The 25080-nt window shown below is 42.0% G+C and carries 28 protein-coding genes; 14 read left to right on the top strand and 14 right to left on the bottom strand.

Going from position 1 to position 25080, the window contains the following annotated elements:
• Positions 1-11: 11 nt before the first annotated feature.
• The 5 genes from ACQ86K_RS01735 to ACQ86K_RS01715 all read right to left on the bottom strand — a co-directional run bounded on the left by ACQ86K_RS01735 (position 12) and on the right by ACQ86K_RS01715 (position 5652).
• A complete protein-coding gene (locus ACQ86K_RS01735) occupies positions 12-545 on the bottom strand; it encodes a hypothetical protein (RefSeq protein WP_431199683.1) in 534 nt (177 codons plus the stop codon).
• A gap of 368 nt (positions 546-913) precedes the next feature.
• The gene (locus ACQ86K_RS01730) at positions 914-1255 is read right to left on the bottom strand and encodes a hypothetical protein (RefSeq protein ID WP_431199682.1); all 342 of its coding nucleotides are present in this window, start codon (positions 1253-1255) and stop codon (positions 914-916) included.
• A 161-nt stretch (positions 1256-1416) separates the two neighbouring features.
• Positions 1417-3189 (bottom strand): glutaminase domain-containing protein, encoded by a 1773-nt coding sequence (locus tag ACQ86K_RS01725; protein WP_431199681.1) that lies wholly within the window; start codon positions 3187-3189, stop codon positions 1417-1419.
• Positions 3173-3868 (bottom strand): DUF4964 domain-containing protein, encoded by a 696-nt coding sequence (locus ACQ86K_RS01720; protein ID WP_431199680.1) that lies wholly within the window; start codon positions 3866-3868, stop codon positions 3173-3175. Before ACQ86K_RS01720 ends, ACQ86K_RS01725 begins: the two co-directional genes overlap by 17 nt.
• 71 nt (positions 3869-3939) lie before the next feature.
• On the bottom strand, positions 3940-5652 hold the full coding sequence (locus ACQ86K_RS01715) for an arylsulfatase (protein ID WP_188834254.1): 1713 nt from the start codon (positions 5650-5652) through the stop codon (positions 3940-3942).
• Between the two features lie 212 nt (positions 5653-5864).
• On the opposite strand from ACQ86K_RS01715, the gene ACQ86K_RS01710 reads away from it, so the two are divergent.
• Positions 5865-6332, top strand: a complete 468-nt coding sequence (locus ACQ86K_RS01710) for a DinB family protein (protein ID WP_090530930.1) — start codon at positions 5865-5867, stop codon at positions 6330-6332.
• A 61-nt stretch (positions 6333-6393) separates the two neighbouring features.
• Here the strand turns inward: ACQ86K_RS01710 and ACQ86K_RS01705 are convergent, their stop codons facing one another.
• Entirely contained in the window at positions 6394-6927 is a 534-nt protein-coding gene (locus ACQ86K_RS01705; protein WP_090530934.1) for an OmpA family protein, read from the bottom strand.
• A 279-nt stretch (positions 6928-7206) separates the two neighbouring features.
• On the opposite strand from ACQ86K_RS01705, the gene ACQ86K_RS01700 reads away from it, so the two are divergent.
• The 3 genes from ACQ86K_RS01700 (at position 7207) to ACQ86K_RS01690 (ending at position 10169) form a co-directional block, all read left to right on the top strand.
• Positions 7207-7500 (top strand): hypothetical protein, encoded by a 294-nt coding sequence (locus ACQ86K_RS01700; protein WP_431199679.1) that lies wholly within the window; start codon positions 7207-7209, stop codon positions 7498-7500.
• The gene (locus tag ACQ86K_RS01695; RefSeq protein WP_431200775.1) at positions 7482-8387 is read left to right on the top strand and encodes an alginate lyase family protein; all 906 of its coding nucleotides are present in this window, start codon (positions 7482-7484) and stop codon (positions 8385-8387) included. The genes ACQ86K_RS01700 and ACQ86K_RS01695 overlap by 19 nt, the downstream gene beginning before the upstream one ends.
• 369 nt (positions 8388-8756) lie before the next feature.
• Positions 8757-10169, top strand: coding sequence for a glycosyl hydrolase family 18 protein (locus tag ACQ86K_RS01690; protein WP_431199678.1), 1413 nt, complete (start codon positions 8757-8759; stop codon positions 10167-10169).
• A 184-nt stretch (positions 10170-10353) separates the two neighbouring features.
• Here the strand turns inward: ACQ86K_RS01690 and ACQ86K_RS01685 are convergent, their stop codons facing one another.
• Positions 10354-11076, bottom strand: coding sequence for a hypothetical protein (locus ACQ86K_RS01685; RefSeq protein ID WP_431199677.1), 723 nt, complete (start codon positions 11074-11076; stop codon positions 10354-10356).
• Between the two features lie 284 nt (positions 11077-11360).
• Between ACQ86K_RS01685 and ACQ86K_RS01680 the strand changes: the two genes are divergently transcribed.
• Both ACQ86K_RS01680 and ACQ86K_RS01675 read left to right on the top strand, forming a co-directional pair.
• A complete protein-coding gene (locus ACQ86K_RS01680) occupies positions 11361-12329 on the top strand; it encodes a sensor histidine kinase (protein ID WP_431199676.1) in 969 nt (322 codons plus the stop codon).
• Positions 12326-13033: a LytR/AlgR family response regulator transcription factor gene (locus ACQ86K_RS01675; RefSeq protein WP_090530952.1), complete on the top strand. Its 708-nt coding sequence runs from the start codon at positions 12326-12328 to the stop codon at positions 13031-13033. The genes ACQ86K_RS01680 and ACQ86K_RS01675 overlap by 4 nt, the downstream gene beginning before the upstream one ends.
• 126 nt (positions 13034-13159) lie before the next feature.
• Here ACQ86K_RS01675 and ACQ86K_RS01670 read toward each other — a convergent pair whose 3' ends face one another.
• The 5 genes from ACQ86K_RS01670 to ACQ86K_RS01650 all read right to left on the bottom strand — a co-directional run bounded on the left by ACQ86K_RS01670 (position 13160) and on the right by ACQ86K_RS01650 (position 18160).
• Complete coding sequence (locus ACQ86K_RS01670) at positions 13160-14182, bottom strand: asparaginase (protein WP_112651584.1); 1023 nt, start codon at positions 14180-14182, stop codon at positions 13160-13162.
• 37 nt (positions 14183-14219) lie between these two features.
• Entirely contained in the window at positions 14220-14987 is a 768-nt protein-coding gene (locus tag ACQ86K_RS01665; RefSeq protein WP_354484539.1) for a TatD family hydrolase, read from the bottom strand.
• Between the two features lie 69 nt (positions 14988-15056).
• Positions 15057-16103 carry an FKBP-type peptidyl-prolyl cis-trans isomerase gene (locus ACQ86K_RS01660; protein WP_431199675.1) on the bottom strand — a complete coding sequence of 349 codons (1047 nt, stop codon included), beginning with the start codon at positions 16101-16103 and terminating at the stop codon, positions 15057-15059.
• Between the two features lie 61 nt (positions 16104-16164).
• The gene (locus ACQ86K_RS01655; protein ID WP_090530965.1) at positions 16165-17142 is read right to left on the bottom strand and encodes an FKBP-type peptidyl-prolyl cis-trans isomerase; all 978 of its coding nucleotides are present in this window, start codon (positions 17140-17142) and stop codon (positions 16165-16167) included.
• Positions 17143-17149: 7 nt separating this feature from the next.
• Positions 17150-18160: a DHH family phosphoesterase gene (locus ACQ86K_RS01650; RefSeq protein WP_431200774.1), complete on the bottom strand. Its 1011-nt coding sequence runs from the start codon at positions 18158-18160 to the stop codon at positions 17150-17152.
• Between the two features lie 209 nt (positions 18161-18369).
• Here ACQ86K_RS01650 and ACQ86K_RS01645 point away from each other — a divergent pair, with 209 nt between their 5' ends.
• Together ACQ86K_RS01645 and ACQ86K_RS01640 are read left to right on the top strand one after the other, a co-directional pair.
• Complete coding sequence (locus tag ACQ86K_RS01645) at positions 18370-18789, top strand: nucleoside-diphosphate kinase (RefSeq protein ID WP_091172728.1); 420 nt, start codon at positions 18370-18372, stop codon at positions 18787-18789.
• Positions 18790-18938: 149 nt separating this feature from the next.
• Positions 18939-19136 (top strand): hypothetical protein, encoded by a 198-nt coding sequence (locus ACQ86K_RS01640; protein ID WP_091172734.1) that lies wholly within the window; start codon positions 18939-18941, stop codon positions 19134-19136.
• Here the strand turns inward: ACQ86K_RS01640 and ACQ86K_RS01635 are convergent.
• Both ACQ86K_RS01635 and recF read right to left on the bottom strand, forming a co-directional pair.
• Positions 19123-19413 (bottom strand): DUF721 domain-containing protein, encoded by a 291-nt coding sequence (locus ACQ86K_RS01635; protein ID WP_090530976.1) that lies wholly within the window; start codon positions 19411-19413, stop codon positions 19123-19125. The genes ACQ86K_RS01640 and ACQ86K_RS01635 overlap by 14 nt on opposite strands.
• Entirely contained in the window at positions 19406-20506 is a 1101-nt protein-coding gene (recF, locus tag ACQ86K_RS01630; RefSeq protein ID WP_091172737.1) for a DNA replication/repair protein RecF, read from the bottom strand. Before recF ends, ACQ86K_RS01635 begins: the two co-directional genes overlap by 8 nt.
• A 228-nt stretch (positions 20507-20734) precedes the next feature.
• On the opposite strand from recF, the gene ACQ86K_RS01625 reads away from it, so the two are divergent.
• The 6 genes from ACQ86K_RS01625 (at position 20735) to ACQ86K_RS01600 (ending at position 25073) form a co-directional block, all read left to right on the top strand.
• Positions 20735-21412 carry a tetratricopeptide repeat protein gene (locus ACQ86K_RS01625; protein WP_091172741.1) on the top strand — a complete coding sequence of 226 codons (678 nt, stop codon included), beginning with the start codon at positions 20735-20737 and terminating at the stop codon, positions 21410-21412.
• Between the two features lie 165 nt (positions 21413-21577).
• Positions 21578-22072 carry a 6,7-dimethyl-8-ribityllumazine synthase gene (gene ribH, locus ACQ86K_RS01620; protein WP_091172747.1) on the top strand — a complete coding sequence of 165 codons (495 nt, stop codon included), beginning with the start codon at positions 21578-21580 and terminating at the stop codon, positions 22070-22072.
• 229 nt (positions 22073-22301) lie between these two features.
• Positions 22302-22631 carry a bacillithiol system redox-active protein YtxJ gene (gene ytxJ / locus ACQ86K_RS01615; RefSeq protein ID WP_091172751.1) on the top strand — a complete coding sequence of 110 codons (330 nt, stop codon included), beginning with the start codon at positions 22302-22304 and terminating at the stop codon, positions 22629-22631.
• A gap of 155 nt (positions 22632-22786) precedes the next feature.
• Positions 22787-23668 carry a lipoyl synthase gene (lipA, locus tag ACQ86K_RS01610; RefSeq protein WP_091172755.1) on the top strand — a complete coding sequence of 294 codons (882 nt, stop codon included), beginning with the start codon at positions 22787-22789 and terminating at the stop codon, positions 23666-23668.
• Between the two features lie 48 nt (positions 23669-23716).
• Positions 23717-24244: an RNA polymerase sigma factor gene (locus ACQ86K_RS01605; protein ID WP_311084057.1), complete on the top strand. Its 528-nt coding sequence runs from the start codon at positions 23717-23719 to the stop codon at positions 24242-24244.
• 1 nt (position 24245) lies between these two features.
• Complete coding sequence (locus ACQ86K_RS01600) at positions 24246-25073, top strand: anti-sigma factor (protein WP_091172763.1); 828 nt, start codon at positions 24246-24248, stop codon at positions 25071-25073.
• The last annotated feature ends 7 nt before the right edge of the window (positions 25074-25080 follow it).

Here is a 25080-nt window from a genome sequence, read left to right as displayed (position 1 = left end):
CAGATCGGCATTTACTTTTTCCTGAGCACGTAGGCCTTATTGCCGTAATAAAAATCTACCGAAGCGGCATCTACGTGGCTATAAAGGTCAAAGATGTCTTTGCTTAAATCACCGCTTCCTTTGTAGTTCAGTTCCCGTGCGTTGATCTTCATGGGCAGCGAGCGGTCGTCATAAACCAGGTGGCTTTTGTCTATCAGGATCTGTTCAATGCCTAACGATGCACTGGCGGTATCAGCTTTATTATCCTGTTTGGGAGGAGATGATTTGTAAACATTATAATTGGCTTTACCGGCACTGTCAACCTGGATATTGATCAGTGCATGGTCGAGATAGATCTTGTTTACATTGATCTTGCTTTTAAAAACCGAAGAAAGATCGATAGCCAATGAAATTTCTTTAGCAGAAACCAGCGTATCATTTTGAAAAGGTATGCTGCCATTCAGCACAAAATCATTAAGCGTAAGGGTTAGCGACGGGAACTTTTTAAAAATGATAAGCGCGTACTCGAAAACGAAAGCTTGCTGTTTACGCTGCCGGCGGCCCATTGCTTTATTTTCTGAGTCACTGTTTCGGGAAAAAGATAAGGTAACAGGAACATCAACAGCAATAAACTAACAACGGTGATGGCGCTTATTTTAAGCGTTTTAACCAATATTTTTTTCAAGGGGAGCGGCATAGAAATTATTATAGCTAACGAGCCATGAAAATAGTCATAAAACCTAATTATTGGATATCAAATTATGATGATTGTAATGTTAGGGAAAGATGAGGGAGGGGGTAAAAAACCGATTAACAAGCTTGATTTATCTGTGATTGTCAATATATGGTTTGACAGCAACCCCTTCTTTTTCTTTTAATTTAACTAAGAAGCCAGTTTCAAAATCAGATACCATTTGTCTAACTCCGATGCCCTCTATTCCATACCCCCTAATTTGTAATTATTTTTATCGTGGATCCCAATTAGTTTGACTATTGTACTTCGTATGCCTTCGTTGTCTTTTTCTCCACATTTTAAATTGTATTCTATGTCTGAGTTCGAATTTCTTATCTCAAGATTCATATAAATTCCATAGCCGTTTTGCTTATTTCCAGTCGTATCTGTTATTTTAAAGAGTATTTCCGAATCAGCCGCCGCATATTTTTGCATTCCCAATAAAAAGCTATTGACATTACCAAAGAATACATACTTTTTTATCGGTGGGATGGTAGAGCTTACACCAGCAACGAAATAAATACAAGTGCCGATAAAACCCATTAGGGCTAATCCTAATATAACAATTATTACTCTCCGCATTAAAATTGATTTAGTCGTTTATCTTTTGTAGTGAAGTCAGATCTAAATGTATAAAAATATACCAGAACAAAAAAAGGAGCCTGCTATGCAGACTCCCTTTCCAATTATTAAAGTTGGTGGCTTTACTTAGCCGCCAACTTATCCCTTAAAGTTTTCATATAATAGCCGCCAATTACGCTACGCGCCTGGAAGCCTACCATTTTACCGTTGGTAGTTTCGTGCCAGTCGCTTAGTGGTACGCGTGATGAAGTTTCGGTAGCAAATTTGTAAACCGGAGCAACTAAAGCGTTGAAATCAGCTCTGTTATCGGCCATAGATGCAGTCCAAAGGATCCAATCGCTTTTTGTGTAGGTTTTACGGCTATCAAGCGGCAAACCAAACTCTTTTTGGTGTGCTAAATAGTATTTAAGCTCGGTATCGTACACTTTTTGAGGGAATAATTTCAAGCCCAACACTTTATCCCAAACCATGTTGTATTTCTGGCTCCAGGTATCTTTGCTGTCAAACACCAGGCCGTAGTGATCGCCCGCGTTGGCTTTGTATTCCCATTTTTTAGCCATGTCTTTAGCCATAGCTTTGTACTTTTTAGCGGTTGCGGCATCACCTAACATACCGGCTAATTCGCCGTAGGCGTCAATGGCTACAATAGCTTTTACTGATAAGTTGGCATTGTGTGCCAGGTGACCGGCAAAATCATCAGTACACAATTGGCTACCCGGATCAAAACCTGATTTAGCAAGATACTCAGTCCAAATAGTTAATGTTTTCCAGTGTTTTTTAGCATAGTTGGCATTGCCTTCAACTTTTGCTAAAGCAGCGTTAAGGATAATCATGTTACCACTTTCTTCAACCGGCATGTCCTCGCCATAAGTTTGGCCGTTGGCCAATGGATAAGTACCTAAATCGTGCGATGAGTAAGGTTTATTCCATTTACCGCTTTCGCTGAAATAGAAGATGCCGTTCATCATACCTTTCAACAAATCAGGATTGTATAGCAGGTACATTGGAGCCGAAGGGTAAGTAATGTCAACCGTGTTGATTGAGCCATTGCTAAAGTTCTCTTTGGATAGGAACAGCAATTCGCCCTCCGGGCTTTTAACCAATTGGTGCGCGGCAATACTTTGACGATAAGCCATTACACATAACTTAGCATATTTTTCACCACCGGCTTTAACCGCATCGGCCCAGATCTTAGCATCTGTTTTTACACAAGTGCCAATCACTTTAGCATAAGCTTTGGTAGCATCGCTCAGTACGCCTTCAATAGTAGCACCCGGAGCATTCCTCCACCATGGCCTTAAATTGGTTTTAAAGTATTGAATAGCATAAATATCATCATACCCAACCGAAATAAATTTAGATACCGGCGCAGCAGTCACTTTATCAAATGGTAATACCGTGCTTAACATGAATTGTTTACCAGTAGCCGTAGTTTCACCTTTTTGGGCGCCCAGGAATGATGATACCGCCTCACCTTCGGGAGTGATGTATTGTTTAGCTCCGGCGGTTGACGAAGCAACATAAACATAGCCCCAGTCAATACGCAGGTTATCACCTTTTTTCTGTAATACGGGTTGTTCCACGGTGCCCGCTTTTAACAGCTTAAGGCCGTTCTGACTGTATTTTGACGCAGTAACTTCCTGTGATGGTGTATTTACAGCCAGATTACTTGATACCCCCTGATAGATCTGAACATCATGAGCTTTCCCATCGGTTGATTTCAATTGGTAAGTGATGTATGATACCGGGGTGGTAAGTAATTTCAAATCGCCCATAACCAATGGCGAAGTAAACGTAAGTTTCAGGTTTACCTCCCCTGCTTTAAAGTTATATACGGTTTGGGTAGCTGTAACTTTAACGCTGGTTTGCTCAGCCAGTTTAACGGCTTCTGTCATCCTTGCTCAACACTTCTTCAGCAAGACCGGCATCAATAAACGAGCCGCCACCGGTGTTTTTACAATGGATAGCCAAAACGTTTTCGCCTGCTTTCAGATTCGATTTTGCACTGGCAGGCAATGCAACAGTTTCAAAATCGCCGTTAGCACCACCTTCGGCAGCAATCTGCTGGCCGTTCAGGTATACTTCGGCTTCATCATCATGATAAATTTTCAACATTAAACGGCCTTTCGGTAATTCGGCAATATTAAATTTACGACGAACCCAAATGTCTTTACCTCTCCATTCAGTGCCTTTGCCTGCACGTTCATCGCCAAATGGCGCAGCGCTGCTTTTCCAGCCCTGATCATTAAAGCCCGGTTTTTCCCAGCCTTCTGCCGGGGCAGTTTCGGCCAGGTATTGACTGTTGTACGATTTTTCGTCGGTAGCTGCTAAAATGGTTTTATAATTAACGGCCGATGCGCCCATAAAACGGTAGTAATTGCCATCAACCTTAATGAGGCCCAGTAACGATTGATCTTTCCCGGTCCAGTGCTTGGTGGTTGATTCATTTAACTTATCGGTGTTTGACCAGATGCTGAAATAAGTGTTGTGCGTGATCAGCGGATAAGACGGCATCTTATCTTGTGCCAGCGCTGTTTGTGCAACAAACGATGCTGCCAGTCCGGAAACAAGCAAGTACGTTTTTTAAAAATGCGGTTCATAAACTACGTTTTACTTTTGGTTTTAATTTATTGTTGGTTTTTTTATTATTTACTCTTATTTCCAGGCTTTGGAAAAACCTGGTGCGTATTTGCCCAGATATGCCAAAGGCTATCCAGTTGGTGCACTTTTTCCGGGTATTTCGATTTCAGATCGGCAGTTTCGGTTTTATCCCGCGACAGATCGTACAAATGCCAGGTAGTATCATTACTCAGCGATACCAGCTTCCAGTTTCCTGAACGCGCATACCTCGCGCCGAAGTGCTCGTTAAACAAATCCTCATGACCCGGAGCATATTTTCCTTTAAAGCTTGGCACCAGGCTGATACCTGTAGTCGGTGGAATGTTGTACCCCTTATATGTTTTAGGATATTTGGCCCCGGCCAGCTCAACAAAAGTGCTCATGAAATCCATCACATGGCCCACATGGTCATTAAAGCCACCTCTATTAGCAGTAATTCCCTTTGGCCAAAAGGCGATCATCGGTGTATGGATACCACCTTCATATGATTCGGCTTTCCAATATTCATACGGCGTGTTGGCTACGTTTGCCCAATGCGGCCCGATTGACGAATAAGTAGTCTCCGGGCCCGGCAAAGCTTCTTTCTTTGTGGCATAAACAATTTTCCGTCCGTCGCGGGTTTCGTTAGGGCGGTCAAAACCCGGGCCATAAGCAGCGCAGTTTTCGGCACTTGCCCCATTGTCCGACAGGAAAACGATAAGCGTGTTATCCAGCTGACCCGTTTCTTTCAGCGTTTTAACAATGCGGCCAATACCCTGGTCCATCCTGTCGATCATAGCGGCATGAACAGCCATAGCCATGGCGTCCCATTCTTTATCAGGGTTGTTTTCCCATTGCAGATCACCTTTCCAGCGATCTGACAGCTTTGTTTTTGCAGGGTCGATAAGGCCAAGCTGCACCATCTTTTTGTATCTCGCTTCGCGGATTGCCTGCCAGCCCGCTTTGTAGGTGTCTTTATATTTGGCAATATCCTCTGGCTTTGCCATCAGCGGCCAGTGCGGTGCATTTTCGGCAACGTACAAAAAGAACGGCTTTAACGATTTAGCGTAGCCTTTGATATAAGCTACCGCAGTATCGTTAATAGCATCTGTATGATAGTAGTTTTTGGGGACGGTTTTAATGGGCTTAGTACCGCTAACCAAACTAAAAGGATCATAAAAATCAACCACGCCCCAAATGGTTCCAAAAAATTTCTCGAACCCGCGGCTGGTTGGGTACTGGCTAATGGGCGAAAAATCGCCAAAATCTTTATGATGATTTAACCAGGCCATCTGGTCCTGCGCATTAGGCTGTCCGTTGGTGTTGGACACATGCCACTTTCCCGACATGGCGGTATGGTAACCTGCGGATTTCAAAACTTCGGCAAGGGTTACTGCATTTTCTGTAATATGACCGAGATAGCCGGGTTCGTCTTCGGCGTCGGTCATTTTGCCTATGCCCGCCTGCTGATTGTATAAACCGGTAAGTAAAGATGCTCTTGTTGGGCAGCAACGCGATGTGTTATAGAATTGCCTGTAGCGGATACCATTTTGAGCAAGGTAATTGATGTTGGGGGTATTCACCTCACCGCCATAACAGCCCAGATCAGAAAAACCCATATCATCGGCCAGGATCACGATAATATTCGGGCGTCTCCTTGCCTGCTCAGGTTGCTTCACGACTTTAGTTTGCCACGCAACTGAAACAAGCGCTATTGCACCGGCACCAACTAAACCGGCATATAGTTTATATTTATTCATAGGTGATCAAAATACCTGCGCCAGTTCGGTTAAATTTACGTTTTAATAAAGCAGGAAGGTTAAAAAATGACCGAGGCTTTTATGCCTGAACATATAGCACTACGGACAGTTTTACACATTCCAAATTAAAGCAATCATTTTACACAAAACGGCTCAATCATTGGTAAAATCGTATCATTTTTGTGATGAATTTTAAATTAACCGTAAGGCATATGAGCTTATATACATCACTCTCCGAAAGACTAAAAACCCAGCATCTTACCATAGAACAATTGGTTGCCTATATAAGCAACGATAAATTAATTACGCCACCGGTACCCGGCAAATGGAGCGCTTTAGATAACATAGCCCACCTGGCCCGGTACCAGAAAATATTTACAGACCGTATACACCTGATATTGAATAAAGATACGCCTGTTTTTGATCGTTACACCGGAGATCTCGATCCTGAGTTTATACCTTTCAAATCAATGGGTTTAAGAGAACTGCTGGACATGATAAATACGGACAGGACAACAATTATCGATCTGTTGTCGGGGCTTAGCGACAGCGAATTATCGTGCATTGGCGTACATCCTAAATATGGCAGGCTAACCATCTTAAAATGGGCCGAGTTTTTTGTATTACATGAGGCCCATCATTTATTCACTATTTTTCAGTTGGTTAACGGTACCGAATAATTTTATCTAACAAAAAAGGCAGCCCAATGAGCTGCCTGTGGTTTCCATTGAAAATTTTTATTTACTGTGCCAGCTTAACCTCAACACGACGGTTAAGTACACGGCCATCTTCGGTAGTGTTATCAGCTATCGGTTTGCTTTCGCCCCAGCCTTTTACAGTAAGGTTATCGCCATTAACACCGCTGTTTACCAGGTACAATTTTACAGAGTTTGCTCTATCTACAGATAACGACATGTTATGCTCGGCAGTACCTTCGGCAGAAGCATTGCCATTTAAAACGAATTTCGCCGACGGGTCTTTTTTCAGTTCTTTAACAATATGATCTAAAGTTTGGTACGAAGCAGTTTTTAACACTGCTGAGTTAAACTCAAACTGGATATTGCTGAAATTATAATCTGGTTTCTCCGGTGCAGGAGCAGGTGCCGGCGGAGGGGTTGGCGCCGGTTTTGGTGCGGGCGGAGGGGTTGCAGCTTGTTGTGTTGGCTGGGCCGGTGGCGGTGTTTGCACAACCGCTTTTTTGGTTTTGCAGGCTTGGGTAGTGATAGCTAAAACAGCTATTGCAAGAGCTAATAAAGGTGTTTTTAGAGTTTTCATATCTAATGATTTGCGTAAACATAAAAAACGTTGGCATAATGTTTATAGTGCCTAACCATAATTTTATGGCTGGATAACGCTTTTTACATACTGATGTAGATTATTTAATCAATAGTTATGCCATTTGCCTGGAGAACCTGCAAATCCTAATGAAGAATAAATGCGCTAAGCGTTTTTTACTTCAACGTTGTCGTGAAAAAACGCCTCCACCAATCCCCTACACACCAAAAACAATTATCCACTATGCTTATCTTGTCGGCACCATTATAAACCATCGCCATGAAAAAATTATTTGCTGCAATTTTAATTGCTGTTACAACCTTAACGCAATTTGCTTTTACGCCCCTACAATCAAAACCAGATAAATCTCCGGTAGAAAAAGCTGCAGAACAAACTCTCAAAAAGCAAATAATGACCGAGGCCGCCTGGGCCATGCAACAGCAGCCGGTTACAGTTACAGCGTCATCTTCACCCAGGAGTGCGGGCGGTAAACACGACTTTTTTCGGAAGCCGATTATTTCTGGCCTGATCCCAAAAATCCCGACGGGCCTTACATCAACCGCGATGGCATGACCAACCCGGATAACTTTGTAGAACACCGCAAAGCCATGATCCGCTTTAGTAAGATCATCGGCGCCCTGGCATCGGCCTATAAAATAACCGGAGATGTAAAATATGTTAAACAGGCTGTAATCCACCTTAAAGCCTGGTTTATTGGTTCCGAAACGTTGATGAACCCAAGTCTTTGGTTCGCCCAGGCAGTTAAGGGACAGTTCACCGGCCGTAATTATGGCATTATCGACACCATTCATCTCATGGAAGTTGCGCAAGGCATTATCGTGATGGAAAAAGCCATGGATGCCGAAACTACAGCCGCTGTTAAAAAATGGTTTACCGATTATACCAACTGGCTCATGACCAGTAAACCCGGCATCCAGGAAAGGGATGTTAAAAACAACCACGCCACCTGCTGGGCTATGCAGGTAGCCTCCTTTGCCAAACTTTGTAAAAATGAAGTAGTACTCGATTCGATTCGCGTGCGATACAAAACGATATTGCTCCCCCGCCAAATGGGTACCGACGGCAGCTTCCCCTTAGAGATGGCTCGTACCAAACCCTATGGCTACTCTATTTTTAACCTCGATGCCATGACCATGCTGTGCCAGATCCTTTCAAGCCCGCAGGATAATTTATGGAACTTTGAAACACCGGATGGCAAATCCATCAAAAAAGGGATAAGTTATCTATATCCCTTTGTAGCAGATAAAAGTAAATGGACTTTAAAACCCGACGTAATGTATTGGGACAACTGGCCTATTGCGCAGCCCTTCCTGCTGTTTGGCGCTAATGCCTACCATGAAAAAGTATGGTTAACAACCTGGCAAAAACTGGATCATAACCCTCAGGTTGAAGAAGTTATCCGAAATTTACCCATCAGGCACCCGCTTATCTGGTTTTAAATCGGGTAAGCGACTTCCCCACTCAACGCTTTTTCCCGTCTATAATAATATATAAACTGTGAGTTAAGCGTATCATCAAAATATTTTTTTGTCGGGAAGGCGGGTTTTCTCCGTATATCATCACACTACAAAAGCACTACCACGCTTGTGATCGAATCGTATTGAGGTTATTATAAGGTATTTATAATAAGATGTTTATATAATTTTACCAATACAAAAACATCTATTTACACCTATTAACGCGCCTTTCCTGGTATTAGTATATGATATTCATAAGTATCATGAATTTGGTTAACAGGTTTGTGTTTTATTGCCCGGCTTATTTATAAACCAAATAATACATCTAAAACCATTTAACAAATTTAACTTATGAGATCGAAACTTAACTCTTACCTCCTTGGCCTGATCCTGGCTGCGCTCGCAGTGCTATCATCCTGTAAAAAGGATAACATGAACCAGTTTAAAACCGGCAGCGATTCAAACACCGATAATAGCAGCAAGCCGGTTACTGTTAACAATGCCGTACCTATTGCCTCATTTAAAGTAATAGGCTACCTGCCCAGCTGGCAGGGCGATGTAAATGCTGTTCAATACAGCAAACTGACCCACGTTAACTACGCCTTTCTTACCCCTACCAATACCGGAGGGCTGAACCCGCTCGATAACCTTTCAAAATTCACCAGCCTGGTATCAAACGCACACAGCCATAATGTTAAAGTAATGATATCTGTAGGCGGTGGTGGCGGCGGCGATGCCTTCCATCCTATTGTAGCCAACGCCGGTTACCGTACCACTTTTGTTAATAATATGGTCAACTTTTGTAACCAGTATAACGTTGATGGCGTGGATATCGACTGGGAGTTCCCCTCGGCAGGTACCGAAACCAGTAACTTTTATTTATTACTGCAGGAACTATCAACTGCCATGCATAACAGCGGCAGGTTATGTACCATCGCCTCCATCTCGGTTGGGGCTACTTACGTTACCAGCAATATGTTCTCTATCCTTGATTGGATCAACATCATGGATTATGACGACAACAACTTCCAGCACTCTACCTACCAATCGGCAGTTGATTGCTTAAGCTACTGGGCCGGCCGTGGCTTACCGGTTGCCAAAACCATACTGGGCGTTCCATTTTATGCAAGAGATAACCGGTACGATTATTCGACCATGAACTATGTTGATGTTTTAGCGATAGGCGGTAGCCCCAACTCAGATACCTTTCAAACTTTTGGCTATAATGGTATCCCAACTATTAAAAGCAAAACTACCCTGGCACTTAACCAGGCAGGGGGCATGATGATCTGGGATTTGGGCGGCGACGCTTCGGGTGCCAACTCCCTGCTTTCGGCCATGAACACTATTATTACCGGCGGTACTACCAATCCCCCGCCAACTCCTCCAATAGGTACAGTAATTTCGCTTAAAGGCTTCAACGGCAAATATGTAAGCGGCGAAAACGGTACGCAGGCTATGACCTGCACCCGCACCACTGCCGGCGACTGGGAACATTTCACTGTTCTTGACGCAGGCAACGGCAAAATCTACCTGCGCAGTATGGGTAAATATGTATCATCAGAAAACGGCACACAAGCCATCACCTGTAACCGCACCACGCCAAGCGATTGGGAAAAATTTGACTGGATAGTTACCACCGACGGAAAAATAACGTTACGCGGCAACAACGGCAAATTCATTTCAAGCGAAAACGGAACGCAGGCCATGACCTGTAACCGGGCTACCGCATCGGGCTGGGAAGCATTTGGGTTGAATCAGTAAACTATTAACTGCTTATACCAAAGGCCGGGGGCTATGATTTTAGTATCATAGCCCCGGCTGTTTTTCAAGAGGATTGGTATATTCTTTTAATGTATTTTACTTCGTAAACCTCGGCAGCAGGTTAGTCGCGGCACCCATCATTTTTATTTTGTAGCGATACCCCCTCCAAAAGAATCCTCCTCTTTTAAAAATTCATGATTTTTTTACTGATCCAGTAGGTTTCGGTAAAATGGCGGCCATTGTAATCGCTTTCGTTATATAGCTTCCAGCAATCAACTTTGTTACCATCCAATGTAGTAATTAACTCGCTGCCGGTTACTTTGTATAAAACATAAAGCGGTGCAGGGATCCCGGCCTCATAAAAGGGGATAGCAAAACTTTTGCCTTCGGCAAGCGGTAACATCTCAAAGGTTTCAATGTCTAAATTCCAATTAAAGTTGGCGAAGGTAAAATCAAGCTTAAAATTCTTAGCCTCGTTATTGGCAACGGTGTCGGCACTTATCACTTTATCGGCAGCCCAGTTAAAGGCCTTTGTTTTTTTGCCGATGGTTTCTGAATGATAAATCGGCGCGAAATCAGGTACTTTATTAACGGAATAAATGGAACGGTATGATAAGCTATCGCTGCCATACCAGTGCTGGGTTATAGTAAATACCTTTTCACCGTTACGGGTTTCGAGGTTTATATCACGCAGCCAAAGCCAAAATTTCAGGCTCCGGTTGTCCTTTGTATTTTGAAAATACACGAGGTATTGCTTTAACCCGGGTTTAAGCGCCGATGTAAGCAGGCGTTTGTCTTTTACACGGATGGTATCAGTTTGAGCAAATACTTTAGGCGTATGCGATAGCAGCAGCAACAAGCTAAGGCTTACAGCTACTAATTTTTCGGCTAATTGTTCGGTTTTCATGATAATTTGATGGTTTGATAAGGATACTTTTCTGTTAACAATTCAAAACTGACTTTTATCAACCATCCGATGAAACCGGTTAAACCACTGCCGCGTTTTTTTAGCCTACTACTGTATTTATTCAATAATATACCTGAAGACCAACTTATTGAACATTTAGTGCCATTTATTGAATAAATGCCGGCAACTATTTAAAACCGGCATCCACAAACAAAAAGCTTAGTAATTTTAAAAATGCAACTATTTAAAACCCGCCCATCCATTACACAACTCCAGCTCTTGATATGGTTAGCGGTGTCGCTGTTGCTATTTTTTCTTATCTGCCGATGGATGGAGCAGGCCAATCGGCTGTTTATACCATTGTTAACACTACGTTCTACGCAGCTATCATATATGGTAACATCCTCCTCCTGTATCCTGTATTTTACCAAAAAGAAAAATATATTTGGTATGTATTACTTGTCATCATTTTTTTAGTGGCAACGGGTGTGCTCCGGGGTTATTCAACCCTGCTTATTTATAATACCTTTTTTGCAAAAACACCAGAGCATATCAGTCAAAAAGCCATCATTAATTACGTTTCGGGCGGAGTGCTCATTTTCATTATGAGCCTGATCTTTCGCATAGCGATAGCTTATTTTAAGCTAAAGCAGCAAACGGAAGAGATTATGATTCAAAAAAGCCAGGCCGAACTAAACCTGCTTAAATCACAAGTGCAACCGCACTTTTTGTTCAATACACTTAATAATATTTATTACGAAGCTTACCGTGAGGCTCCCCGTACCGCGGCATTAATTGAGCGGCTTTCGGACATTATGCGCTATTTTGTTGATGAAAGCCCCAAGGATGATGTAGCCATCGGCACCGAAGTACAGTTTATTGAAAACTATATCGCATTAGAAAAAATCAGGATCAGGCATGAGGTGGTTGTTTTTTTTGAAAAGAATTTCAATTCGGATCTGCGCATCCCGCCTATGCTGCTCATGACTTTTGTAGAGAATATTTTTAAGCACGGCATCGACAAATCGAGCGAACAAAACCTTATTGGTATATCTTTGGTTCAGCAGGGTGATTATCTCTTTTTTAAAACCAACAATGCTATCCATACCGAAGTAGCAAGCAAACGCGCTGCCGGTTTCGGCATTGTCAACTTAACCAAAAGGCTAACCATGCTGTACGGTTCAAATTTTGACCTGAAAATTGATAAAAGTAACAACACCTTTGCCGCGTTTTTAAAGATCCCGATAGCATGAATTTAAGCTGTATCATAATTGATGACGAACCTAACGCGGTTAACCTGCTGGAGATCCTGGTGCAGCAAAGTACGCAGTGGCAGCTTAAAGCCAAATGTTATAACGCGCTTGAGGCACTGGCTTTTTTAAAAACCAATAAGGTTGATTTTATTTTCTTGGATATCAACATGCCGCAATTAACGGGCATGGAGCTGGCAGGCTTGCTTCCACCGCAAACCAAAATTGTGTTTACTACTGCCTATTCAGAATATGCTGCCGAAAGCTATACCTATCAAACTATTGATTATCTGCTGAAACCAATCACACTGAAACGCTTCCTGGCAGCCATGCAAAAGATTGAAGCGTATTTTGGCAAGTCCGAACCGGTGATGCAACAAACCCCGGTTAATGAGGGCTATTTCTTTATAAAATCGGGCAAGGTGTTACGCAGGATCCTACTGGACGAGATTTTATACTTTGAAGGCGAAAAGGAATACGTACGGCTTGTTACCAGTCAGGAACAGTTATTAATTTACCGCAGGCTCAAGGATATTGAAGAGCAGCTTTCGGCCCCCTTTGTGCGGGTGCACAACTCTTATATTGTAAATACCAAACAACTGGTAAAAATTCAGGACAACCATATTTATATCGCGGATAAACACATCCCCGTAAGCGAAAAATTTAAAGATAGTTTTATGAAACTTATTAATAGAAGGATATTTTAAATCTTACATGAACATCCTTATTAACCAATCCAGACTTACGAAGTTTTTGAAACTTCGTAAGTCTTCAAAGGCCTCGCGTTAAAATCTGTCAAATTTTCATATTCAGTACAACAGTAACCGATGAATTTACGATACCGTAATCTCGCCTCTCAAATCCGTTTCCAGCCATTCTTTTACCTGCAAGGGATCATCGCTTTGGCCCAGCAGGTACATCATTTTGGTAACAGCCGATTCAAAAGTCATGTCATAGCCGTTGGCTACGCCGATATCTTTGAGGTGTTTGCTGGTTTCGTAACGGCCGAGTTCAACCGTACCTACCTTACATTGCGAAATATCAAGGATTACCTTACCGCTGTCGATAGCGCTTTTAAGCAAATCGATAAACCAACTGTCGGTTGTGGTATTACCGGCCCCAAAGGTTTCCATTACTATGCCCCGCACATCGGCGCTTAAAATGTTCTCAACCACTTTAGGGCTTATGCCCGGGTATAACTTCAATACGCCCACATCATTCACCAGGTTATTGTGTACAATCAGCGAGCTTTCGTCTTCAGGCAGCCTGATATCGTTCGCGCTAAAGCGTAAATGAACGCCCGATTCGGCCAATATAGGATAGTTTGGCGAGCGGAAAGCCTCAAACTTTGATGAATTATATTTAAAAGCCCTGTTACCACGGAACAGTTTATAGTCAAAATAGATACAAACCTCGGGCACGCGGGCGCGGTCATTCTTTTTAGCTTTAGCTATTTCAATAGCTGTCATCAGGTTTTCCTTTGCATCAGTGCGGATGGCGCTTATCGGCAGTTGCGAGCCTGTGAAAATAATGGGCTTGCCTAAGTTTTCTAACATAAAACTTAATGCCGACGCGGTATATGCCATCGTATCCGAGCCGTGCAAAATCACAAAACCATCATTATCATGATAGTTTGACTGGATCAAACCGGCCAGCTCGCTCCAAATTTCAGGGTTCATGTTTGATGAATCAATGATCTCATCAAACGAGTGTACTTTGATACGGCAGTTAAGCTTTTCAAGCTCGGGCACGTTATCCATTATTTGCTCAAAGTTGATAGGCTTGAGCACCTTTGTAACCGGATCACTCATCATACCTATTGTCCCTCCGGTATAGATGATCAAAATTTGGCTCATTAATTAAGTTTATGCTGTATATAAATATTAAACAATTTTAAATTCCGAATACAAGCCTGGAATTTTCGGTAGTGACCTCTGCCACTTTTTCAAGGCTTGTTTGGTGAAGCTCTGCTACCTTTTGGGCTATATATACCAGGTACGAGCTTTCGTTAGGTTTACCCCTGAACGGAACAGGCGTAAGGTACGGAGAATCTGTTTCTAAAACGATATGTTTAAGGTCAATTTCCGGTATTACTTTATCAAGCCCCGAGTTTTTGTAGGTAACTACCCCACCTATGCCCAGGTAAAAATTAAGGTCGATCATTTTTTGAGCTTGTTCAAGAGTACCTCCAAAACAATGAAAAATACCCCGTAACCTTTCATCTGCTTCCCCCTTCAGCACTTCGTACACCTCATCAAAAGCATCGCGACAGTGGATCACAATGGCCAGATCAAGGCTTTTGGCCCAATTGATCTGTTTTACAAACGCATCTACCTGCTCCTTTAAATGCGTTTTATCCCAATACAGGTCAATACCTATCTCGCCTATAGCATAGATCCTGTTTTGCTGATGGGCATTCATAATGGCCGAAAGTTCTTCTTCCCAATTCTCCTTTACATCACAAGGATGTAAGCCCAGCATGGGGTAGCAATATTGAGGATACTCATTCGCCAAACCATAAACCAGCGGAACGGAAGCCGCATCAACATTGGGTAAAAATAAACGGGTAATGTTATTATCGATACAACGCTGCATTAACGCCGCGCGTTTTTCAGGAATGGTTTCGTAGTATTGATGGGTGTGCGTGTCGGTTAAAACCATGCTGCAAAAATAAACCTTGAATACTTAATAACGAATTTATAGCGGTAAAGTATCGATACTTTCAATTAATTACCTGACGACTACCAACAAAAAACCTCCCGCTTTTGGCGAGAGGTTTCTTCTATCAGTTCTTTTTAGCGGCCGGTTTCTTTGTGCCGGCTTTTTTAGTGGAGCTTTACCAGCAGCCGGTTTCGGGGTAACCGCGGCATGTTTGCCTGGTTTTACTTTTACCAGTTCGATATCGAATACCAATGTGCTGTATCCGGGTATTTCCGATCCGTAAGGACGTTCGCCATAGGCAAGATTTGAAGGAATGATAAATGTTGCTTTTGAACCTTCATTTAATAAAAGCAAACCTTCATCCCAACCTGATATTACCCTATGTTCGCCTAAAACAACGCTTATAGGCTCATACGGACGGCCTGGTTGTTGTATACCCGCCGCTTTGGCGTTAGCTTCAATACTGGTATCAAACAGTTTACCGTTAAGCAACTTTCCGGTATAATTTACCAGCACGGTATCGCCGTTAAGTGGCTTTCTTTTGGTTGTTGGGCTGGTTATCACGTATTTTAAGCCTGAAGCTGTAGTAACAGGTTTAAGACCATGTGCCGTAATATAGCTTTCTCTGTCGGCTGTTTCAGCTTGTTTTAGTTTTTCAAGGCCTGCATTCCTTTCGGCAATGGCATCATTTAATGATTGCACCTTCTCTATCTTTAAAATAAAAGTAAGAAAGCTGCCTTTAGGTAAAAATGGCGGACGGGCTTCTTCATGACCAACAAATACCGAATCGGTTGGAATTTTAACCAGGGCACTGTCTTTTGCTGCAAGCAGCGGGAATATTTCCATCAGGTCGCCTACATTTTGCGAGGCCTGCACCTGGGCTTGTACGGGATGCCCTGCCTTATAACTACTGAACAGTACTGAATCTTTATCGGTTTTCTGGATAAAGTTAAAAGTAAGCACATCGTTGATCTTAGCTTTGTTGCCCGGGTTAGCAGTATAGATCTGGTAAAGCGCGCCTTTAGCGGTTTTCTGCAAACCAGCCGTTTGCGCACCTGCATTTAAAGCAAGCGCGGAAAGCGCCGGCAATAAAAAAGAAAAAATATGTTTTTTCATAAGTTATAAATAAAAAAGCCTTTCCTGTTTTAAGCAGGAAAGGCTTTGTAAAACATGATAACTATTTAGTCGTCGGGGTTGGCATTTGCATTTGCGGTGCAACCGGTTTTGGTGCATTTGGATTTGGGTGGATGATATTTACCAGCTCAACTTCAAATACAAGCGGCGTATAAGGCTGCATTTGCTGGCTTCCCTGATCGCCATAACCTAATGATGATGGAATAACCAACATCGCTTTAGTCCCTTTATTAAACAATTGAAAAGCTTCGTCCCAGCCTTTGATCACTTTACCTTCACCTACCGGAATGCGAATAGGTTGATAAGGGTTCATCGGGTTGATCTGCATCTTTTCTTTTACAGCTACTGCTTTAACACTTGTTTCCAAAACTTTGCCAGTAACAAGCCTTAAAGTATAATTAATTACTGCTGTATCACCTACTGCTACGTTAGCACCACTGCCTGGTGTAGTAACTGCATAATTTAAACCTGATGCAGTTTTTACAAATTTCAAGTCTTTATGTGCATCCAGGTAACCCTGGATCTTAGCAGGCTCTTTACCTTTAAGGGCGTCGGTTTGACCTTTCATGTATTGGGTAACGCGATCGCGGAAAACTTGCTCGGTAAGTGCGCCTTTAGCAACTACCTTTTCAATTTTAATAGTATAAACCAGGTATTTACCTTTAAAGCCCGGCGGGCGTTGCTGACCGCCTTTAAATACCGAATCAGCAGCAATTTTAAAGGTGGCGCTATCACCTTCGCCCAATAATGCTAAGCCAGAAACAATATCACCTTTGGTTTGAGGTTTAGGCATCAGCGTTGGTATAGGCTGGCCGTTATCATAAGAGTTATTGATAATTGAATCCTTATCGGTTTTGAGGATCATGTTCAGTGTCATAAAGTCACCTTCCTTAACTTTAGGATTGCCTTTTGAGGTGTGGATATTATAAAGCAAGCCACCTTCGCCTTGCTTAAACCCACCGTTGCAACTTGCAAATCCAATAGCCGCAAGTGACAGAAACATCAGTTTTCTTTTCATCATTACTTTTTTACTGTATTAATAGTTTTTTATATTCGGGTAAAATTTGTTTAAATTGTTGTATAACCTGTTCAAGGCTATCCTCAGAATGACCACCGGCCGCATTGCGGTGACCGCCGCCATTAAAGTATTTTTTGCAAATCTCGTTGGCCGGGAACTCGCCTTTTGAGCGTAATGAAAGTTTCACCCTGTCGCTTCGTTCAACTATGAAAGCAGCCAAACGGATGCTTGCCATCGATAATGCATAATTTACCACACCTTCCGTGTCGCCTGTTTCAACATCAAAGCGTTCCAGGTCATGTTTGTTAACTGCAATTATAGCTGTATTAAACTCAGGCAATACCTCCAGGCAATTAGCCAGGCAATGACCTAAAAAGCGCAGCCTGTTTTCAGATGCGCTATTATACACCAGCTCATGAATGCGCCAGTTAACCGCACCGGCATCTATCAAATCGGCAACTATGCGGTGAACTCCGGATGTAGTGTTGGGAAGCCTGAATGAAGCCGAATCGGTCATGATGCCTGTATAAAGACAGGTTGCCACATTTTTATTTACAAGTTCTTTGTGGTGAAGCTGGTTTACTATAAAATCATACACTAACTGCGCGGTAGCACAGGCATTGATATCCCAGTGCCTGTAATCGTCAAAATCGGCAGGCTCCAGGTGATGATCGATCATGATCTTATAGGCATTACTCTCGCCAACCAGCTCGCCCATATCATTGATACGGCTCAGCGCATTAAAGTCGAGGCAAAATATAAGTTTCGCATCTGCTATCAGGGCGGCAGCTTCTTCGCGGTGCTCGGTATAAATAATAACATTCTCGTTACCCGGCAGCCAGCTTAAAAAGTCAGGATAATCTGTAGGGGCAATAACCCTGGCATGATGGCCCTGCTGTATCAAATAATTATATAAGCCTAATGACGACCCCATAGCATCACCATCGGGTTTATGATGGGTAGTGATCACTATTTTTTGAGGTTTCGTTAAAAGGTCAGTAAGCGAAGCTAAATCTAACATCAATTCTTAAAAAGAGTTGCAAAGCTAAATAAATAAATGAAATACAAACCATCTAATTTAATTCAAAAAGCTTTATCTTACAGTTACAAAAGCCTATTTTTGCCGCAAATTTTAAATGTTATCATAAGCATCAGTAAGCTTATGTTTTAAAACCAACGTAACAAAGGCATTTAATCTATTAATAACCCAAAAAAGAAACAATTATTTCAATGAAAAACAACAGAACATTTACCATGATAAAGCCTGATGCCGTTGCAGACGGGCATATCGGTGCTATTTTAGACATTATAACCAAAAACGGCTTTAAAATTGTGGCGCTTAAATACACTAAATTATCTGCCGAAAAAGCGGGCCAGTTTTATGAAGTGCACAAAGAACGCCCTTTTTATAACGGATTAGTTGAGTTTATGTCATCGGGCCCTATTGTAGCAGCTATTCTTGAAAAAGACAACGCTATTGCCGAATTCCGTAAACTGATCGGGGCCACTAACCCGGCCGATGCCGCCGAAGGTACCATCCGTAACCTGTATGCAAGATCAATTGGTGAAAATGCCGTTCATGGCTCAGACTCTGACGAGAATGCCGACATTGAAGGAAACTTCTTTTTCTCGGCTTTTGAAAGGTTTTAAGTAACCTATTTCGGGTGTAATTATATAAACCAAAAGTTACACCCGAATTTTTTACGTTTTTTTTGTAATTATGGTTACGTTTTTTGTAACTTTACATTATCCACCTAAACAATATTACATAATTTAATCAACCAATAATATCACAAAACATGAAACCATTATTCAAATACATCTTTTACGTACTTATACTGGTGATGTTGGTTATTGGATCGCTAATGCTTTACAGAACACACCCCGAAGCCCAGCTTGCGCTTACCATTCCCGGCCTGTTCATTCTTGCTTATTCAAAGCTTACGGATGATATCAAATTAAAGCATAACAGCTTACGTATGCTTAGAGGAAGATAATTTCCTCAACAAGCACACTTTTAGCTTCGTTATTAATCTTTTCAATTATCTGGCTGCGCATCAGCATCAATTCATTTTTTATTACTGATGATTCTATCCGCAGAAATAATTTCTTATCGCGCACAAATAACTCTTTGGTGCGATTGGCTACTGATTTGCCTACCAGGTCGGGCCAGGCAGTAATAACACCGGTTTCGTCAAAACGCCGCTTAATCTTATATACATTAAGCATTTGCTCAATAGCTTCTTTCAGTGTTTTGTCGTTGGTTTTACGCATCAATCGCTCCTCCTTTTACTTTAAATAGTTTAACAGGTATCCCTATTTTATTAAAAACGGTTTCAACCCGCTCAACCCCGGTATCGGTTATAAAAACCTGGCCAAAATCATTGTTCGATACCATCTGCATTAATTTGGTAATCCGGCCGTCATCAAGCTTGTCAAAAATATCATCAAGCAAAAGCAAGGGTTTAAATCCTTTTTGCTGATATAAAAAAGTATATTGTGCAAGCTTGAGTGCAATTAAAAATGACTTTTGTTGCCCCTGCGATCCAAACTTTTTCATGGCCATACCATGGATATTGAATTGCAGATCATCTTTATGAATACCCGCTGTGGTACGCTCCAACGCCCTGTCACGGTCAAAACTCTTTTTTAATAAACTATCGAAATCATCGGCAAGCAGTTGCGATTCATACACGAGGTCAACATGCTCGACATTATCGCTCAAAAAACTGTAATGCTTATTAAATATAGTAACAAAACCCTCCATAAAGGCCCGGCGCCTTTCAAAAATACGATTGCCCGAAGCGTTCAATTGCTCATCAATCACTTCAAATAAGCCGGCATCATATCGCCCTGTATCCGCTACCTGTTTTAAAAGCGCGTTACGATTGGTAAGGATTTTATTATAGGTGATCAACTCATCTAAATAATGGTTATCTGTTTGCGATATCACATTATCAATAAACTTGCGGCGTTCTTCGCTCCCTTCGGTTATGATACTGGTATCATTTGGTGATATCATTACAAGCGGTAACAATCCGATATGATCGGCCAGGCGCTGGTAATCTTTTTTATTGCGCTTAAACTGTTTCTTTTGATTGCGCTTTACAGAGCAGGCAACAGCTTCGGGCTGATTGTTTTTATTAAAGACGCCGGTGATGATAAAAAAATCGGCACCCTGCTTAATCTGCTGGCTGTCTATCGGGTTAAAATAGCTTTTGCATAAGGACAGGTAATGAATAGCATCAAGCAAATTGGTTTTGCCGGCGCCATTATTACCTGTAAAAGCGTTAACCCCCTCGCTGAAAACCAGTTCGGCCTCATCGTAATTTTTAAAGTTAATAACTGACAGCTGTTGCAGGTGCATGAGATGGCAAAGTTAATGTTTTTTGGTGAGTGGTTGATGGTTCATGGTTGATAGGCCATAGTCATTTATAAACAAAATTGCTCTTCCCTAAATCCTGAAAACTACAAACCCAAGACCATGAACCATAAACTATCAACTATGAACTACCCCTCGTTAAAGATTTAATACAAAAGGTATTGCCAGTAAATTTGAAAACCGTATTTTTGCAAACTTAATTTTAGAACAACAATGTCAAAAACCCAGGCGAACACCAAAGTTGCAGCACCAGAAAACAATTTTGGTCAGAGTGGCAAATTTGTACGCGAGAACCAGAAAAGCTTACTATTTATTGTAGGGGCCATTATTGCCCTTATTGCTATCTATTTCATTTACATTAAATTATACTTAGGTCCACGTGAAGTTACTGCCGCTAACCAAATGTACAAAGCGCAGGATTTTTGGCAGCAAAAAAACTGGGACAAAGCCATTAAAGGCGATGCCGGCTTCCCTGGTTTTGAAAAGATCATCAGCGATTACAGCAATACCAAAGCTGCTAACCTTGCTTATTTTTACCTGGGCACTGCTTATTTAAATAAAGGTGACTACCGTAAAGCTATTGATAACCTAACCAATTACCGCGGTGACGACAACATGGTAGCAGCCGAAGCTTTTGGTAGCACAGGCGACGCATATGTTGAACTGAAAGATTACGAAAAAGCAGAAACTTACTTCAGCAAAGCTGCTGATAAAGCAAAGAATAAATTTTTATCGCCGCTTTATCTTAAAAAGTTAGGTTTAACTTATGAAGCTCAAAAAAACAGTAAAGAAGCTGCTGAAGCTTATAAAAGAATAAAAACTGAATATCCTGAAAGCGCTGAAGCTCAAAATATCGACGAGTATATAGCCCGCGCCGAAGCGAAACAATAATTTTAATTTCGGATTTGAGGATTTCGATTTCGGATTTATCTGGTTTTAAATACCTTTAAATTCGGAATCGATTTTTTTATAGGCAGATTTTGATCGCTGATCACAACACTTAACAAAATCCGAAATCGAACCTCCGAAATTCGAAATAAAAACATCCGAAATCAAATGGCGACCCATCTTAAAAACCTTTCCGATTTTTCAAATACCGAAATACCATCAGCAGCACCGTACCGCTTCGGTATAGTTGTAGCCGAGTGGAATGCCGAAATTACCAATGCGCTTTACCAGGGTGCATACCAAAGCCTGATAAGCAATGGCGCACTGGCCGAAAACATTTTTTCATACCAGGTACCGGGCAGCTTTGAGCTTACATCGGGAGCAGATCTGTTATTAAAAAAAGGCAACCTTGACGCGGCAATTTGCCTGGGATGTGTAATACAGGGCGAAACAAGGCATTTTGATTTTATTTGCGACGCGGTAGCAAACGGAGTAAGTAATGTTGCCATAAAGTACTCAAAACCTGTTATATTTGGTGTATTAACTACTGATAATCAGCAACAGGCTATTGACAGGGCCGGCGGTAAGCATGGTAATAAAGGCGACGAAGCAGCTATCACAGCCATTAAAATGGCAGCCCTTGCTGAAACATTAAACAGTTAAAACCCGTTAAAGCAATTAATTTTAGCTCAACATGAAAAAATTAGTTTACATAGCACTTATAGCCGCGGCAGTTGCAACAGCATCATCCTGCTCAAATAAATTATGCCCGGCTTATGGTTCATATCCTAAAACAGGCCGTTAACAGTTAATTGTCATTTTTAAACCTGTTTAAACACACTACACAGTTTTTGTGTTATAATTACGTTATAGCATTTTAACTATTAATAATATGAACTGGATTTCGTTGGAGACGGCCGATCAGCTAATGGCGATCAAACAACAAGAAGGATATAGCCTTATATTTAAACATAGCACGCGCTGCTCCATCAGCATGATGGCCAAAAGGCGTTTTGAGCTTGACTGGGATAATCTTCCCGAAAATATGCCCCTTTACTTTCTAGACCTGATCAAATACCGTGACCTGTCAAACCAGGTAGCGCAATTGTTCGAGGTACACCACGAATCGCCCCAACTGTTACTCATTAAAAATGGCGAATGCATTCTTGACCAATCTCACAGCGGCATCTCCGTTGATGAAACTTTAGAGGTGCTGAATTAGATTTGATGACGATAGTCCATAGACCATGGTCGATGATTTCATCCTGGCGTATAGATATTCATCTTTTTTATCAAGAATATATCATATCTTCTATAGGCTATGGACCATCGTCCATGGACTAACAACTATAATCAGTTTTTAACTACATTTGTACCATGATTGAATTGCCGGTAGTTCCTGCTGTTAGCCAACCTGTACGTAAGCCTGATTGGCTTAGGGTTAAGCTTCCTACAGGAAAAGAATATGCTCACGTACGCAGCCTTGTTGATACCCATAAACTGCATACCATATGCGAAAGCGGTAACTGCCCTAATATGGGCGAGTGCTGGGGTGCCGGCACGGCCACTTTCATGATCCTTGGTAATATTTGCACCCGTTCGTGTTCATTTTGTGCAGTTGCAACCGGCAGGCCTTTAGCTGTTGATGTTGATGAGCCCAACCGCGTAGCAACTTCTGTAAAACTAATGCAGGTAAAACATTGCGTTATTACCTCTGTCGATCGTGATGATTTGAAAGACGGCGGTTCCATTATCTGGGCCGAAACCATCAATGCCATTCGCCGTGAAAGCCCCGATACTACATTAGAAACCCTGCTGCCCGATTTTAAAGGCAACTGGGATAACCTTGCCCGCGTTTTGGAAACCAGGCCCGAAGTTGTATCACACAACCTGGAAACTGTAAGGCGTCTTACCAAAGAAGTACGGATCCAGGCAAAATATGACCGCAGTCTTGAAGCCCTGAAACATATTTCGGAAGCGGGTTTGCGTACAAAATCAGGCATTATGCTTGGCTTGGGCGAAACCGAGGAGGACGTTTTAGAAGCAATGGATGATTTGCTGGCTGCAGGTGTTCATATACTTACACTGGGGCAGTATTTACAGCCTACACGTAACCATCATCCGGTGATTGACTGGATCCATCCCGATCAGTTTGCACGTTATAAGGAATTGGGTCTTCAAAAAGGGTTCAGGTATGTTGAAAGTGGGCCGCTGGTACGCTCATCTTACCATGCAGAAAAACACTTGTTTGAAATGTGATAATTCCTTTATATCTTCATCGGGTTGAGTAAGAAACGAAAAATATCGATGTCAGAAGAAGAACTGGTGTTGTCATTACGGCACCGGGAAAAAATTGCCGTCGAAGCTTTATATGATATGTATTCGGCCTCGTTATTCGGGGTTATATCACGCATTATAAATGACACCGCTATAGCCGAAGATGTTTTACAGGAAACTTTTGTAAAAATCTGGCATTCCTTTTCAAGCTACAGTACGGAAAAAGGCCGTTTATTTACCTGGATGGTTAATATCGCGCGCAACCTTGCAATTGATAAGACCAGATCGAAAGATTTTAAGAATCAGAATAAAAACCAGGATATTGAAAATAACGTAACTTTCATTGACGAGCAACGAAACACGGTTTACAAACCTGAGTTAATGGGGGTTAAAAATTTAGTGCAAACACTAAAACCTGAGCAAAGACTGATCATCGAGCTGGTTTATTTTAAAGGCTATACCCATGTGGAAGCTGCCGAAGAATTGGGCATTCCGTTGGGTACCATTAAAACCCGGTTAAGAATGGCTATCCAGGAACTCAGAAAACATTTTAATTGAAGTGGAAGATTTAAAAGCATATATTGAAACAGGGATACTGGAGCTTTACGTATTAGGGGATGTTACCCCTGCCGAAAAGCTACAGGTTGAAGAACTGGCTTCAAAGCACCCTGCTATTAAGGCAGAGCTTGCCGAAATTGAACGCTCAATGGAATTGTATGCCGGAGAAAACGCGATTGAACCATCTGAATATTTACGTAGCCGCGTATTGGGAAGTTTACTAACTAATTTTGGCGACGATAATGACTTTCCTACACAAACCCATACAGAACGGGAAAGCGTTGTGGTTACACGGCCCTATAAAGAAAAAGAAATTAATTTTTATAAATACGCATTTGCCGCATGCCTTGTTTTATTGTTAGCAAGCGCAGCGGCTTTGTATAACCTTTACAACCGCCTTAATGATACCAATACCCGGCTAAATGCCATGCAGTTGCAAAACCAGCATTTTAGCACCACGGTTAGCGCCAAGGATAGCGAGCTGAACCTTTTAAGGGATACGTCATTTAAACTGATCCGTCTGAAAGGGACAGAAAAATCGTCTGAGTCGGTGATGACCGTAGCCTTTAGCCCATCCAAACAAAAAGTGGTGATTGACATGGAAGGCCTTAAATTGCCTGCAAATGACCAAGCGCATCAATACCAGCTTTGGGCACTGGTGGCCGGCAAACCTGTTGATTTGGGTGTATTTGACGCCACAGCAGATTCAAGCGGATTCAAAAACATGAAAGCGATAGCCTCGGCAGATGCCTTCGCGGTAACGCTTGAGCCAAGAGGCGGTAGTGAAAGTCCAACACTATCACAAATGGTGGTAATGGGTAAATATTAAAGCGAAA

The organism is Mucilaginibacter sp. P19 (genome assembly GCF_050632265.1).
GTDB lineage: Bacteria > Bacteroidota > Bacteroidia > Sphingobacteriales > Sphingobacteriaceae > Mucilaginibacter > Mucilaginibacter gossypii.
Note: the sequence above shows the minus strand (reverse complement) of the source record. Positions and strands in the feature narration are given on the sequence as shown.